Origin of the sequence: Pseudomonas sp. AN3A02 (assembly GCF_011765255.1) — a bacterium.
GTDB lineage: Bacteria > Pseudomonadota > Gammaproteobacteria > Pseudomonadales > Pseudomonadaceae > Aquipseudomonas.
Window position 1 is genome coordinate 499,170 of record NZ_JAARNI010000001.1, and the last position, 14,841, is coordinate 514,010.

Genomic DNA, 14,841 nt, shown 5'->3' on the forward strand with positions numbered 1-14,841 from the left:
GACTGCCGAACTCTAGCGATTCACGCCAGCCGCCGCAACGCAGGCGGGATTTTGTTACCATCGCCCTCCTATAGAGCGCTCAGCGCCATTGACCTGTAGGAACCGTCCTGATGAACCAAGCCTTCGACGTCGCTGAACTCGCCGCGACTTATGCCAACAAATCCGCCCAGGATATTCTCAAGCTGGCTTTCAGCCAGTTTGGCGACGACCTGTGGATCTCTTTCAGCGGTGCCGAGGACGTGGTGCTGGTAGACATGGCCTGGAAGCTGAACAAGAACGTCAAGGTGTTCAGCCTCGACACCGGCCGCCTGCACCCGGAGACCTACCGGTTTATCGAGCAGGTGCGCGAGTTCTACAAGATCGACATCGAGCTGATCTCGCCGGACCAGAGCAAGCTGGAACCCTTCGTCAAGGAAAAGGGCCTGTTCAGCTTCTACAAGGACGGCCATGGCGAGTGCTGCGGCGTGCGCAAGATCGAACCGCTGCGCCGCAAGCTTTCCGGCGTAAGCGCCTGGGCCACCGGCCAGCGCCGCGACCAGAGCCCCGGCACCCGCAGCCAGGTGGCCGCGCTGGAAATCGATACCGCCTTCTCCACCCCGGAACGCACCCTGTACAAGTTCAACCCGCTGGCGCAGATGACCAGTGAGGAAGTCTGGGGTTACATCCGCATGCTGGAGCTGCCGTACAACAGCCTGCACGAGCGCGGTTTCATCAGCATAGGCTGTGAGCCTTGCACGCGCCCGGTACTGCCGAACCAGCACGAACGCGAAGGCCGTTGGTGGTGGGAAGAAGCAACCCAGAAAGAATGCGGGTTGCACGCCGGGAACATCATCAGCAAGGCGTAACACCTGAGCCAAAATCCTGTACACAGAAATGTCACCATCGGTGCCATTTTTGTGTGCACTTATAAAATCCTGCACCGAAAAGTTACATCATCCCCCGTCACACCTCTCGTTAAATCCTCTTCCCTCCCTGCGCTACAAAATAAATAGCTGTTCAAATGGTCAATTTATATCGCTTTAAATTCAGCTATTTATTTCCAATCACTCTAAAAACCAAATCAACTGATAATTTTCCCGGCAAAAATCTGGCACGCATGTGGCTTAAGGCAAAACACACTTTGTATACAATCAATAAAAAAGATACATACACTTTGACATCAGCCGCTCTCCTGCTGGTGTCCAGGAGCCTGCCGGAATGCGTACAAGTCTCTCCAATAACATCGCACTGGATCTGCCCTCCTCCGCCCTGAACCCCGAGGCCACGAGCCCCGGCCCGCTGGTACTCAGCCCGCGCCTGCACAACAAGGATCTTGCACCCACCAAGGCCGAAGGCCGGCGCTGGGGCCGCTACAGCATCTTTGCCCTGTGGACTAACGATGTGCACAACATCGCCAACTATTCCTTCGCCATCGGCCTATATGCGTTGGGCCTGGGCGGCTGGCAGATTCTGCTGTCCCTGGGGATCGGCGCGGCGCTGGTGTACTTCTTCATGAACCTGTCCGGCTACATGGGCCAGAAGACCGGCGTGCCGTTTCCGGTGATCAGCCGCATCAGTTTCGGTATCCATGGCGCGCAGATTCCGGCGCTGATTCGTGCGGTGATCGCGATTGCCTGGTTCGGAATTCAGACCTACCTGGCCTCGGTGGTTTTCCGCGTGCTGCTGACGGCGGTTCATCCAGGTTTTGCCGACTACGACCACGATTCTATCCTCGGCCTGTCGAGCCTCGGCTGGGCGTGTTTTGTGGCGATCTGGTTTGTGCAGCTCGCCATCCTCGCCTATGGCATGGAGATGGTGCGCCGCTATGAAGCCTTCGCCGGGCCAGTGATTTTGCTGACGGTGGCATCACTCGCCGGCTGGATGTATTTCCAGGCCGGCGGCCAGATCGCCTGGTCGATCCGCGAGCCACTCACCGGTGGCGAGATGTGGCGCAATATCTTCGCCGGCGGCGCGCTGTGGCTGGCGATATACGGCACGCTGATCCTGAATTTCTGTGACTTTGCCCGCTCTTCGCCCTGCCGCAAGACCATCAAGGTCGGCAACTTCTGGGGCCTGCCGGTGAATATCCTGGTGTTCGCCGCCATCACCGTGTTGCTGTGCGGCGGGCAGTTCCACCTCAATGGCCGGGTGATCGAGAGCCCCACCGAAATCATTGCGGCGATTCCAAATACGTTCTTCCTGGTGCTGGGCTGCCTGGCGTTCCTGATTGTGACCGTGGCGGTGAACATCATGGCCAACTTCGTCGCACCCGCCTTCGTGCTGAGCAACCTGGCGCCCAAGTACCTGAACTTCCGCCGCGCCGGGCTGATCAGCGCCACCGTGGCAGTGCTGATTCTGCCGTGGAACCTCTACAACAGCCCGCTGGTGATCGTGTATTTCCTCTCGGGGCTCGGCGCTCTTTTGGGGCCGTTGTACGGGGTGATCATGGTCGACTACTGGTTGATCCGCAAAAGCCAGGTGGACGTGCCGCAACTGTATAGCGAAGACCCGATGGGGGTTTATTACTACAGCCGTGGCGTCAATCTACGCGCCGTTGCGGCGTTTATTCCTGCGGCAGTGATCGCCATTCTCCTCGCCCTGCTGCCCGGTTTCGCCCTTGTCTCGCCGTTCTCCTGGCTGATTGGCGCCGGTATTGCAGGGCTGCTGTACCTGCTGCTCGCCAAGCGCCAGCCGTACTACGCCGATGTGAGCGGCGAAAGCATTGCAGTCGATAACGTCAGTCATTAAGTAAGGACATTCCATGCGCATCCTTGTGGTCAACGTCAACACCACTGAATCCATCACCGAGGCCATCGCCAAACAGGCACGGGCGGTGGCGTCCCCGGGTACCGAGATCGTCGGGCTGACCCCGTTTTTCGGTGCCGAATCGGTAGAAGGCAATTTCGAAAGCTACCTGGCGGCCATTGCGGTAATGGACCGGGTCATGGCCTACGACCAGCCGTTCGATGCGGTGATCCAGGCAGGTTACGGCGAGCACGGCCGCGAAGGTTTGCAGGAGTTGCTCAACGTACCGGTGGTGGACATCACCGAAGCGGCGGCCAGCACTGCGATGTTCCTCGGGCATGCCTACTCGGTGGTGACCACCCTGGACCGCACGGTGCCGCTGATCGAAGACCGGTTGAAACTGGCGGGTTTGTATCAGCGTTGCGCGTCGGTAAGAGCCAGCGGCATGGCAGTGCTGGAGCTGGAAGAAGACCCGCTGCGGGCCATGGAGGCCATCGTGCGCCAGGCTGAACTGGCGATCAGCGAAGACAAGGCCGAAGTGATCTGCCTGGGATGCGGCGGCATGGCCGGGCTGGACGAGCAGATTCGCCACCGCACGGGCGTGCCGGTGGTGGACGGCGTGACCGCAGCGGTCGCCATTGCTGAAGGGCTGGTGCGGTTGGGGCTGTCGACCTCGAAGATCCGCACGTATGCGACGCCGAGGCCGAAGAAAGTGATTGGCTGGCCCGGAAAGTTCGGACACTGAAGATCCAAAATGTGGGAGCGGGCTTGCTCGCGAAATCGGTGGATCAGTCGATGCATCTGGTGACTGTCACACCGCCTTCGCGAGCAAGCCCGCTCCCACACTTTGATCCCCACAAGGATCAAATGGCACTGAACCGACGCCCCAACTCGCGTTCGGCAAACTGCTCCAGAATGAAATCCACAAACGCCCGGGTCTTGCCGGGCAGCAGCTTGTGTTCGGCGTAGTACAGCGAGATGTTGCCGTCATCGACGTACCAGTCGGGCAGCACTCGCACCAACTGGCCACTGTCGAGGAACGGCACCGCCATCGGCATGCTGACCAGCGCAATCCCCAGGCCTTGGGCGCTGGCGCAGCAGGCGGCGCCGGAGTCGCTCATGGTCATGCGCGGCTTGAGCACCAGCGGGCGCTGTTCGCGGTTGCGATGGGTGAGTTGCCAGGAGCGCACGCGTCCGGTTTGCGGTGAGCGGATCAGGATGCCGTTACAGAGACCCAGGTCCTCGGGCGCGAGCACAGGCTTGCGCTTGGCAAGGTAGTCCGGTGAGGCCAGCAGGATCCGGTGCGCCGGTGCCAACTTGCGCGCGACCACGCCTTGGGGCAGCTCAAAACCACCGCCAATAGCGACATCAAAGCCTTGGCCGATCAGGTCCACCTGGCGATTGTCGAAATGCCAGTCGGGGCTGATATCCGGATAACGCTGCAGAAACTCACTCAGCAACGGCACCACGTAGCGGGTGCCGAACACGGTGCCCATGCTCACTTTCAGCGTTCCCACCGGCCGCCCTTCGGCGCTGGCCAGGTTGGCCACGGCATTTTGAATCGTGGTGAGGCTGCCGCTGACTTCTTCCAGGAATAGCTTGCCGGCTTCAGTCAGGGTCAGGCGCCGGGTGCTGCGCTGAAACAGCCGCACACCCAGGCGTCCTTCCAGCTTGGCCACGCTTTTACCCACGGCCGCCGGTGTCAGGCTCAGGTGCCGGGCGGCTTCGGCAAAGCTGCCACCTTCGGCGCTGCGCACAAAGCATTCGATACTGCCAAAGCTTTCCATATCGCCCCACTCTAAACTTTTGATTTACACAGACTATAGCAATCACGGTCTACCGAGGGCGCCATACGAGGTCGATACTCGACTCCAACCTCAACACACCTTTTGGAGATCGACATGACCACACAGAACCTCAGCGGCAAAGTCGCCTTGATCCAGGGCGGTTCTCGCGGTATCGGCGCCGCCATCGTCAAGCGCCTGGCCGCCCAAGGCGCAGCCGTCGCCTTCACCTATGTCAGCTCCGCTGCCAAGGCCGAAGCATTGCAGAACAGCGTGATCAGCGAAGGCGGCAAAGCCCTGGCGATCCATGCTGACAGCGCCGACGCAGCCGCCATCCGCAGCGCCGTCAACGCCACTGTCGAGGCCTTCGGGCGCCTGGATATCCTGGTGAACAACGCAGGCGTGCTGGCCGTCGGTCCGCTGGAAGATTTCAGCCTGGAAGACTTCGACCGCACCCTTGCCATCAACGTGCGCAGCGTGTTTGTCGCTACCCAGGAAGCCGCGCGACACATGGGCGAAGGTGGCCGCATCATCAACATCGGCAGCACCAACGCCGATCGCATGCCGTTTGCCGGTGGCGGCCCGTACGCCATGAGCAAATCGGCGCTGGTCGGCCTGACCAAAGGCCTGGCACGCGACCTGGGGCCACGGGGCATCACCATCAATAACGTGCAGCCAGGCCCGGTGGATACCGACATGAACCCGGCAAGCGGTGATTTCGCCGAGAGCCTGATCGGCTTCATGGCCGTGGGCCGTTACGGCCATGTGGAAGAGATCGCCAGTTTCGTCGCTTACCTGGTTGGCCCTGAAGCCGGCTATATCACCGGCGCCAGCCTGACCATCGACGGCGGCTTCGGCGCCTGAACCCAAGCTGCGACATCACACCACGCTCCGACCTTGGTCGACACTGACTAACGCCAAGCATCATGCGAGACTGTTCGCCCGGGCCGGGAATGCCCGGGCGTTCTTATGTCTGGAGTTCTCATGACGCTGTCCAGCGGGCTGATCGCCGCCGTTGCCCTGGCCTATATGGCCATTATGTTTGCCATCGCCTTTTACGGTGACCGTCGCCATGCGCCATTGCCGCCGCGGATGCGTGCCTGGGTGTATAGCCTGTCGCTGGCGGTGTATTGCACCAGCTGGACATTCTTTGGTGCCGTAGGCCAGGCGGCCGAACAGTTGTGGGCGTTTTTACCGATCTACTTGGGGCCGGTGCTGCTGCTGGTGTTGGCGCCGTGGGTCCTGCAAAAGATGGTGCTGATCAGCAAGCAGGAAAACATCACCTCCATCGCCGACTTTATCGCCGCCCGTTATGGCAAATCCCAATCCCTTGCAGTGGTGGTGGCGCTGATCTGTCTGGTGGGCGTCCTGCCTTATATCGCCTTGCAGCTCAAAGGCATTGTGCTGGGGGTGAACCTGCTGATCGGGGCCAACGCCGACACCACGGGCACCCGTTCCCAGGACACGGCGCTGATTGTGTCGCTGGTGCTGGCGTTGTTCACCATTGTGTTTGGTACCCGCAACCTGGACGCCACGGAACACCACCGAGGCATGGTGCTGGCGATTGCGTTTGAATCCCTGGTCAAGCTGTTCGCGTTTCTCGCCGTCGGTGCGTTTGTGACCTACGGGCTGTACGACGGGTTCGAGGATTTGTTCAGCCAGGCGATGCTTGCGCCGCGACTGGAGGAATACTGGAAAGAGACCGTCAACTGGCCCTCGATGGTGGTGCAGACCGGCGTCGCGATGATGGCAATCATCTGCCTGCCGCGGCAGTTCCACGTCACCGTGGTGGAGAATATCGACCCCCAGGACCTGCGCCTGGCCAAGTGGGTGTTCCCGGCCTATCTGATCCTGGCCGCCCTGTTTGTGATCCCGATTGCCCTCGGCGGGAAAATGCTGCTGCCAGGCTCGGTATTGCCGGATTCCTACGTGATCAGCCTGCCATTGGCCGAAGCCCATCCGGCCCTGGCGGTACTGGCGTTTATCGGCGGAGCCTCGGCGGCGACGGGCATGGTGATCGTCGCGAGCATCGCGCTGTCGACCATGGTCTCCAACGACATGCTGCTGCCCTGGCTGCTGCGACGCTCCAGCGCCGAGCGGCCGTTCGAAGTCTTCCGTCACTGGATGCTGTCGGTGCGCCGGGTGAGCATTGTCATCATCCTGCTGCTGGCTTACGTCAGTTATCGGTTGCTGGGATCCTCTGCGAGCCTTGCAACCATTGGCCAGATTGCCTTTGCGGCGGTGACGCAACTGGCACCGGCCATGCTCGGTGCGCTGTATTGGAAACAGGCCAACCGACGCGGAGTATTTGCCGGGTTGGCGGCGGGTACATTCCTGTGGTTCTACACCTTGGTCCTACCGGTCACGGCGAAAAGTCTCGGCTGGTCGTTCAGCCTTTTCCCAGGCATGACGTGGCTGCATTCGCACCCGCTGGGCTTGTCGGTGACGTCCCTGACGCTGGGCACCGTGTTTTCCCTGGCGGGTAACTTCACACTGTTTGTGTGGGTCTCGATGCTGTCGCGTACGCGGGTGTCGGAGCATTGGCAGGCCGGGCGTTTTATCGGCCAGGAAACCAGCCAGCGGGCCAGCGCCCGCTCGATGCTTTCGGTGCAGATCAATGATTTGCTCAGCCTCGCGGCGCGGTTTGTCGGTGAAGAACGGGCTCACCAGAGTTTTGTGCGCTTCGCCTATCGCCAGGGCAAAGGCTTTAACCCTAACCAGAACGCCGACAACGATTGGATCGCCCACACCGAGCGCCTGCTGGCCGGTGTGCTCGGCGCTTCGTCGACCCGGGCGGTGGTGAAAGCCGCCATTGAAGGCCGGGAAATGCAGCTGGAGGACGTAGTACGCATCGCCGACGAAGCGTCGGAAGTACTGCAGTTCAACCGGGCATTGCTGCAAGGCGCCATCGAGAACATCACCCAGGGCATCAGCGTGGTGGACCAGTCGTTGCGGCTGGTGGCGTGGAACCGGCGGTACCTGGAGCTATTCAATTACCCCGAGGGGCTGATCAGCGTGGGCCGGCCGATTGCCGACATCATTCGCTACAACGCCGAGCGCGGGCTGTGCGGCCCGGGCGAGGCCGAAGTGCACGTGGCGCGCCGCCTGCACTGGATGCGCCAGGGCCGCGCGCATACCTCCGAACGGCTGTTTCCCAATGGCCGGGTGATCGAGCTGATCGGCAACCCGATGCCGGGCGGCGGGTTTGTCATGAGTTTCACCGACATCACCGCGTTCCGCGAAGCCGAGCAGGCGTTGACCGAGGCCAACGAAGGCCTCGAGCAGCGGGTGACCGAGCGTACTCACGAACTGTCGCAACTCAACGTTGCCCTGACCGATGCCAAGGGTGTCGCCGAGACGGCCAGCCAGTCGAAAACCCGGTTCCTCGCGGCGGTCAGTCACGACTTGATGCAGCCGTTGAACGCCGCAAGGCTGTTCTCTGCCGCCCTCTCCCACCAGAACGACGGCATGTCGCCGGACGCCCGGCAGCTGGTGCAGCATCTGGACAGTTCACTGCGTTCGGCGGAAGACCTGATCAGCGACTTGCTGGATATTTCACGCCTGGAAAACGGCAAGATCAATCCGCAGCGCCAGCCCTTCGTGCTCAATGAACTGTTCGATACGTTGGGCGCCGAGTTCAAGGCGCTGGCCCAGGAACAGGGTTTGCGCTTCCGCCTGCGGGGCAGCCGTTTGCGGGTCGACAGCGACATCAAGTTGTTGCGGCGGGTGTTGCAAAATTTCCTGACCAACGCGTTCCGGTATGCCGACGGGCCGGTGTTGCTGGGTGTCAGGCGCCGGCGTGGCGAACTGTGCCTTGAGGTGTGGGACCGTGGTCCCGGCATTCCCCAGGACAAGCAAAAAGTCATTTTTGAGGAATTCAAACGCCTGGACAGTCACCAGACCCGTGCCGAGAAAGGCCTCGGTCTGGGCTTGGCGATTGCCGACGGCTTGTGCCGCGTGCTGGGGCATCGCTTGAGTGTGCGTTCATGGCCGGGCAAAGGCAGCGTGTTCAGCGTGCGCGTGCCGTTGGCGCGCAGCCAGGTCAGCGCGCCTGCCAAGCCAGCGCAGGAAAGCGGCCAGCCGTTGAGTGGCGCGCAGGTGCTGTGTGTGGATAACGAAGAAAGCATCCTGATCGGCATGCGCAGTCTGCTCACGCGCTGGGGCTGCGAGGTCTGGACCGCGCGTGACCAGGCACAATGTGCCGCGCTGCTGGCCGAGGGTGTGCGCCCGCAACTGGCCCTGGTGGATTACCACCTGGACAACGGCGAAACCGGCACCGAATTGATGGGCTGGCTGCGTGCACAACTGGCGGAGCCGATTCCGGGTGTGGTGATCAGTGCCGATGGACGGCCGGAGATGGTGGCCCAGGTGCATGCGGCAGGGTTGGACTACCTGGCCAAGCCGGTGAAGCCGGCGGCATTGCGGGCCTTGTTAAGCCGGCACCTGCCGCTTTAGCCCCTGTGGAAGCTGGCTTGCCTGCGATGGCATCGCCTCGGTGTATCTGGAGGACCGAGGTGTCTGCATCGCAGGCAAGCCAGCTCCTACAGAGACCGGTGACTATTCTGGCAACTGCGCCACGCCGTCTTCATCGGTCATCGCGCGTTCCAGCAGGTCGGCCGGCAGGCTTTTGCTGGCGCGGGCACCGAGCAGCTTCAGTTGTTCGGTGCGGCTCACCAGGTTGCCGCGCCCATCGGTCAGCTTGTTGCGCGCTGCGCTGTAGGCTTTGTCCAACTGCTGCAGGCGGTTGCCCACCTCGTCCAGGTCCTGGATAAACAGCACGAACTTGTCGTACAGCCAGCCGGCACGCTCGGCGATTTCCCGGGCGTTCTGGCTTTGCCGTTCCTGTTTCCAAAGGCTGTCGATCACCCGCAAGGTGGCCAGCAGCGTGGTCGGGCTGACGATCACGATATTGCGGTCAAAGGCTTCCTGGAACAGGTTCGGCTCGGCTTGGAGCGCAGCCGAAAACGCGGCTTCGATGGGCACGAACAGCAGCACGAAATCCAGGCTGTGCAGGCCTTCGAGACGTTTGTAGTCCTTGCCGGCAAGGCCTTTGACGTGGTTGCGCAACGACAGTACGTGTTGCTTGAGGGCCACCTGGCCGATCGCCTGGTCATCCTCGGAAACGTACTGTTGATAGGCGGTCAGGCTGACCTTGGAGTCCACCACTACCTGCTTGTCACCCGGCAACATGATCAACACGTCAGGCTGGAAGCGCTCGCCGTCCGGGCCCTTGAGGTTGACCTGAGTCTGGTACTCGCGACCCTTTTCCAGGCCTGCATGTTCCAGCACTCGCTCCAGGATCAACTCACCCCAGTTGCCCTGGGTTTTCTGACCCTTAAGGGCGCGGGTCAGGTTGGTGGCTTCATCGGACAGTCGCAGGTTCAGCTGTTGCAGGCGCTCCAGTTCCTTGGCCAGGGAAAACCGCTCACGGGCTTCGCTCTGGTAGCTTTCTTCGACGCGCTTTTCGAACGACTGAATGCGCTCCTTGAGCGGGTCGAGCAATTGGCCGAGGCGCTGCTGGCTGGTTTCGGCAAAGCGCTGTTCGCGCTCGTCGAAGATCTTCCCGGCGAGTTCAGCGAATTGCGCGCGCAGCTCGTCGCGGGAACCTTGCAGATCGCTGAGGCGTTGCTGATGGCTTTCCTGTTGCTCGCGCAGTTCGGCACGCAGGGAGGCAGACAAGGCGTCCAGGCGGCGAAGCTCGGTTTCTTTGGCGGAACGGTCGAGGTTCCAGGCGTGGGCGGCGTCGCGGGCATTGTCGCGGTCGATCTGCAGCAGTTCGACTTCGCGGCGCACCGCAGCCAGGTCGGCCTGTTTGGCCGCATTGGCCTGGCTGAGGTCGCTGATTTCGTCGCGGCTGGCGTCCAGCTGCGCGGCCAGCCCTTCCTGGGCCATTTGTGCGGTGGCCAGGCGCTCTTCGAGCAATTCCCAGCCGGCCATTCGCGCCGTCAGTTTTCGCTGAATCTGCCAGCACAGCCCCAACAGCGGCAATCCAGCACCGGCGAGACCCAGCGCAACACTGGTCCAGTCAAAAGCCATAGCGATTCCTGCCGTCACCCGAAAAGAAGAAGGTTAACCAAGCCTGCGCATTGAGGACAGCTCAGTCTTCGATCTGGCCCAGTTCACGCTGGGCGATGCGGTCGCCGGCGCGGGCGGCCTGGCGCAGCAGGTCGTGGCCAATGCGGCGGTCCCGGGCGTTGCCGCACTCGCGGCACATCAACTGGCCCAGGCGGCTTTGCGCTACCACCACGCCAGCGCGAGCCGGTTGCTTGAGCAAATGCCCGGCGAAATGCTTGACGTTGGAGCTGTGGCCCAGGCGCGGGCTGTCGAGCAGCCACAAGGCAACTTTCAGGGAAAAACGCTTGGGTGCGGTAACAACCTGAGGGCTGTCGGTAACAGAAGGTGATACTGAGCGAAACTTCATAAAGCACTGTGGGACAGAACGGAAGGCGCGCCACTCTACTCTTTTTTTCGTACAGGTAAAGCTGAAAAAACCCTGCACGCCCGTCCTAGAGCAAGCGCTTGGGACAATCCACAGAAGCTGTGGATAACTCAGTGGACAACCGTTCTGTAACTCCCGCAAAGGCCCATGGAATGGGGGCCGCAGTCAAACTGACGATTTTTTCACCAATAAAAAAAAGCTCGATTTTTCATTGACTTAAATTTTAGTTGCAGGCACCCGGGGGCGCTGATGGGTTTATGTCAGGACGGTGACACAGCGCGCAACCAATGTGCACAACTACCCATCTGGCGGTTATATCAACCGTGTTTTTTTGTCAGACGGCTGCTGATGGATGTTACCGACGCACCACGGCCAGAAAAGTTTTTTGTCTAGCACACTTCCTTTCATCGTTTCAATCCGTTACTATCCGCGGCGTTAGTACCAAGCTGAAAGTCAATTCTGGTCGAACAACTCCCTCACGGCACCGCCGACAAAAAGGGATCGACCACCTCGATGGTTTCCAGGTATCACTTGCGACGACACAGCCTTTGAACAAGCAAAGGGTGTCGCGAAGTCTCAATACTCTGAAAGAACCAACCTGCAGATTGATCAGGATCTTCACCCTGGGCCCAGAACCTTTGCCCCTGTTGTGTTGCCTGCCCTCCTAAGTACCTACCTGCCAGCCCAAGCGCGCCAACTTAATAGCGCTTCAAACTGGCTGCTTTGTTCCAGTCGGGTTCTTCGTTCGATCAATAGTGATCAACGTCACTGGAACGTTTTAACGTTGCACGGTTCTTAACCGTGTCATTTGTAGGAACACCAATAATATGTCCACTCAAATCCACACTCAGGATGCCATTCGCACCCTCACCAACGCTTTTGCACCAATGAACTGCCTGATCATGGCCGCTCGCAAAGGCTGCTTCAGCTTTACCCTGGTCAACGAACACGGCATCGCTCGTCACAGCGAACGCCTGTACCCCGATCAATACTCCAGCGCAGAACCGCTGCAGGCCGTGATCGATCGTACTCGCCAGGCACTGGTTGCCTGATCGACCCGGATCGCTGAAACACAAAAACCCCGGTTAAAACCCGGGGTTTTTTATTGCCTGAAATTCAGGCGCGCTAAGTTTAAATTGATATAAACGATATAACTAAATGATAAAAATATTTTAAAAACAGTCCTTTACGTCGTAAATATGACACTACACTTCAACTCAAGCGGCATGATCCGCTTCCGGCGAGCCTGAGATCCGATTCACTGCTGCCAAGCCCCCTCTCAGGTATCGCCGACCAATTTCATGGATTGAGGCTTTTATGGGCATCGCCGCCAGCGAATTGTGTCGTTATGTGATCCGGCCCACCCTGCTTTACCTGGGTCGTGATAACCCGACTGCTGAATCCCTGCTGCTGGGCATCGCCGCCAGCCAGTCGGCACTCGGATCAGCCCTGCACGACCGCCGCGGCCATGGCCTCTACAGCATCACCGAACCGCGCCACCGTGCGTTGTGGGATAACTACCTGGCGCTGGACCCCGAGCGCGCCAGCCTGGTTCGCGGCCTCGCCAGCCAGCATGCCTTCCTCAGCGGGCCGCAGCTTGAGCTGACGGTCAACCTGCGTTACGCCACCGCCATCGCCTGGCTGCTGGTGGAACAGCACCGCCCTTCCCTGCCGCCAGCCGACGATGTATTGGCGATGGCGCGTATCTGGAAAGAAATATTTCACCCTCAGGGTCGGCTTCGGGATTTCACCCAGGCCTGGCAAACCTGTGTTTCAACCATGAATCACGTCGCCTGTTGACCGGGCGATTTGCAAGATTCGGCTAAAAACGTTGATTTTGGTCGGATTGTCCTACAAAACCGCTCTATCTCCTATGTTTCAGCCTATAGCGCAAACATAAATTTATTGTTACTTTCCGCAGCGGTGATCACCACGGAGTTCTAATAATGAAAAAAGTAATGCTCAAGACGACACTTAGCCTCGCCGTTGCAATGGCATCCTCCCACGTGTTCGCGAGCGGCTTTGCCCTCAACGAACAAGACGTTGCCGGGATGGGTACCGGTTTTGCGGGACGTTCTTCATCTGCCGAAAACGCAAGCACCGTTTATGGTAACCCTGCCGGTATGGCTCGCCTTGAAGGCCAGCAAGTTACAGGTGGTGTTGCTGCGATCGATGCCTCCACCAACATCAAAGATGTCAGTGGCCGCTCCAGCGGTAGCAACAAAGGCGACATGGTCCCTTTCACTGCCGTTCCTTTCGGTTTCTACACCAATAAACTCAATGAGCAATGGGCTGTCGGTTTCGGCGTCTATGCACCCTTTGGCCTGGTGACTGACTACGAAAGCGGCTTCCAGGGCAAAGCATTCGGCAGTAAGAGCGAAGTGAAGGTCATCACCTTCCAGCCAACCGTCAGCTATGCCTTCAACGACCGGGTATCGATTGGTTTTGGTCCGACTATCAACCGTATCGCCGGTACGCTTGAGTCCGATATCAACCTGCCAATCGCGGGGACCGGTTCCAACAACATCAAGATCAAGGGTGATGACACCGCACTCGGCTTCAATGCCGGCCTGCTGGTACAAGCCACTGACACCACTCGAGTGGGCCTGACCTATCACTCGAAAGTGAAGTACAAGCTCGAAGGCCATACCGAAGTGACCAAGGGGGCCAACGTTCCTGCCAGTCTCTTGAACAACGGTCGTTACGACGCTTCGTTGAAGATCGACACTCCTGAATCCTGGGATCTGTCTGTTACTCAAGACCTGAGCGACGCCTGGAAACTCTACGCGGGCGCAACATGGACTCGCTGGAGCCGCCTGAAAGACATCACCGTCAATAACGAAGGCGTATCGGCCGCCGCAGGCAGTGGCGCTCTGGCTCCGCAAATTGTCGGCACCATCAAGGAAGACCAGAACTGGCACGATACCTGGGCCTACGCCTTGGGTACTTCGTACCGCGTGACCAAGCAGGTGGTACTGCGTACCGGCCTGACGTTTGACCAGTCGCCGACCAACAACACTGATCGCTCGCCTCGCATCCCTACCGGTGATCGGACGATCTTCAGTCTCGGCCTGGGCTACGACGTAATGCCGAACATGACCGTCGACCTGGCTTACTCCTACCTCAAGGAAGAGCCTGTCAAAGTTGCACGCGCTAACGCATTGGGCCAGTCCTACAACGCCAAGTACGAAAACAGCGCCAACGGTTTCGGCCTGGGTGTGACGTACAAGTTCTGATGTAAAGCGACATAAAAAAGCCCCGCTCTCTTGCAAAAGAGGCGGGGCTTTTTAGTAGGCGGCGATCAGGGTTTGGAAGCCAGCGCCTCTTCCACTGCCTTGATCAGATCCGGGTTATCCGGCTTGGTCAGGCTGGAGAAACTGGCGATCACCTTGCCTTGGCGATCCACTACGTACTTGTAGAAATTCCATTTCGGCGCGCTGGCCTGCTGCGCCAGGATCTTGAACAGATGCACCGCGTCCGGGCCCTTGACCTTCTGTGGCTCGGTCATGGTGAAGGTCACGCCGTAGTTCACATAACAAACCTTGGCAGTTTCCTCCCCGGTCTTAGCTTCCTGCTTGAAGTCATCGGACGGCACGCCGATCACTTCCAGCCCCTGGCCCTTGTAGCGCTGGTACAAGGCTTCTAGCCCTTTGAACTGCGGCGCAAACCCGCAGAAGCTGGCGGTGTTGACGATCACCAGCGGCTTGCCGGCAAAGCGCTGGCACAGGTCGATGGATTCCTTGGCGCGCAGCTTGGGCAACTGCCCTTCAAGCAACGGCGGGCAATCGGCAGCCATGGCGACACCGCCAAAAGCCACCATCAGAGCGGGTACTGCAAGCCAGCGCATCTGCATATCAGGTGTCCTTGAAAAGTCTCAGACACAGAACTTAACAG

Annotated in this window: 12 protein-coding genes; 8 read left to right on the top strand and 4 right to left on the bottom strand. The window is 59.7% G+C overall.

Translation table 11 applies throughout. The features are described 5' to 3' along the window. Nucleotides 1-110: 110 nt before the first annotated feature. The 3 genes from HBJ59_RS02360 to HBJ59_RS02370 all read left to right on the top strand — a co-directional run bounded on the left by HBJ59_RS02360 (nucleotide 111) and on the right by HBJ59_RS02370 (nucleotide 3,469). Complete coding sequence (locus HBJ59_RS02360; RefSeq protein ID WP_003214958.1) at nucleotides 111-845, top strand: phosphoadenylyl-sulfate reductase; 735 nt, start codon at nucleotides 111-113, stop codon at nucleotides 843-845. A gap of 352 nt (nucleotides 846-1,197) precedes the next feature. Then, the gene (locus HBJ59_RS02365) at nucleotides 1,198-2,727 is read left to right on the top strand and encodes an NCS1 family nucleobase:cation symporter-1 (protein ID WP_167662668.1); all 1,530 of its coding nucleotides are present in this window, start codon (nucleotides 1,198-1,200) and stop codon (nucleotides 2,725-2,727) included. 13 nt (nucleotides 2,728-2,740) lie between these two features. Further along, entirely contained in the window at nucleotides 2,741-3,469 is a 729-nt protein-coding gene (locus HBJ59_RS02370; RefSeq protein WP_167662669.1) for an aspartate/glutamate racemase family protein, read from the top strand. 118 nt (nucleotides 3,470-3,587) lie between these two features. Here the strand turns inward: HBJ59_RS02370 and HBJ59_RS02375 are convergent, their stop codons facing one another. Next, nucleotides 3,588-4,511 carry a LysR family transcriptional regulator gene (locus HBJ59_RS02375; RefSeq protein ID WP_076014728.1) on the bottom strand — a complete coding sequence of 308 codons (924 nt, stop codon included), beginning with the start codon at nucleotides 4,509-4,511 and terminating at the stop codon, nucleotides 3,588-3,590. 114 nt (nucleotides 4,512-4,625) lie between these two features. Between HBJ59_RS02375 and HBJ59_RS02380 the strand changes: the two genes are divergently transcribed. After that, on the top strand, nucleotides 4,626-5,372 hold the full coding sequence (locus HBJ59_RS02380) for a 3-oxoacyl-ACP reductase family protein (RefSeq protein ID WP_063032408.1): 747 nt from the start codon (nucleotides 4,626-4,628) through the stop codon (nucleotides 5,370-5,372). A 120-nt stretch (nucleotides 5,373-5,492) separates the two neighbouring features. Continuing rightward, complete coding sequence (locus HBJ59_RS02385) at nucleotides 5,493-8,963, top strand: PAS domain-containing hybrid sensor histidine kinase/response regulator (protein ID WP_167662670.1); 3,471 nt, start codon at nucleotides 5,493-5,495, stop codon at nucleotides 8,961-8,963. A gap of 102 nt (nucleotides 8,964-9,065) precedes the next feature. Here the strand turns inward: HBJ59_RS02385 and rmuC are convergent, their stop codons facing one another. Continuing rightward, entirely contained in the window at nucleotides 9,066-10,430 is a 1,365-nt protein-coding gene (gene rmuC / locus HBJ59_RS02390) for a DNA recombination protein RmuC (RefSeq protein WP_167663418.1), read from the bottom strand. Between the two features lie 175 nt (nucleotides 10,431-10,605). Beyond that, entirely contained in the window at nucleotides 10,606-10,929 is a 324-nt protein-coding gene (locus HBJ59_RS02395) for a hypothetical protein (protein WP_076014732.1), read from the bottom strand. A gap of 845 nt (nucleotides 10,930-11,774) precedes the next feature. On the opposite strand from HBJ59_RS02395, the gene HBJ59_RS02400 reads away from it, so the two are divergent. The 3 genes from HBJ59_RS02400 (at nucleotide 11,775) to HBJ59_RS02410 (ending at nucleotide 14,183) form a co-directional block, all read left to right on the top strand. Continuing rightward, a complete protein-coding gene (locus HBJ59_RS02400) occupies nucleotides 11,775-11,999 on the top strand; it encodes a hypothetical protein (RefSeq protein ID WP_003214941.1) in 225 nt (74 codons plus the stop codon). A gap of 265 nt (nucleotides 12,000-12,264) precedes the next feature. After that, nucleotides 12,265-12,747, top strand: a complete 483-nt coding sequence (locus HBJ59_RS02405; RefSeq protein WP_076014733.1) for a hypothetical protein — start codon at nucleotides 12,265-12,267, stop codon at nucleotides 12,745-12,747. Nucleotides 12,748-12,893: 146 nt separating this feature from the next. Next, a complete protein-coding gene (locus tag HBJ59_RS02410) occupies nucleotides 12,894-14,183 on the top strand; it encodes an OmpP1/FadL family transporter (protein WP_076014734.1) in 1,290 nt (429 codons plus the stop codon). A gap of 65 nt (nucleotides 14,184-14,248) precedes the next feature. On the opposite strand, the gene HBJ59_RS02415 is transcribed toward HBJ59_RS02410, so the two are convergent. Beyond that, nucleotides 14,249-14,800: a glutathione peroxidase gene (locus tag HBJ59_RS02415; protein WP_167662671.1), complete on the bottom strand. Its 552-nt coding sequence runs from the start codon at nucleotides 14,798-14,800 to the stop codon at nucleotides 14,249-14,251. Between the last annotated feature and the right edge of the window lie 41 nt (nucleotides 14,801-14,841).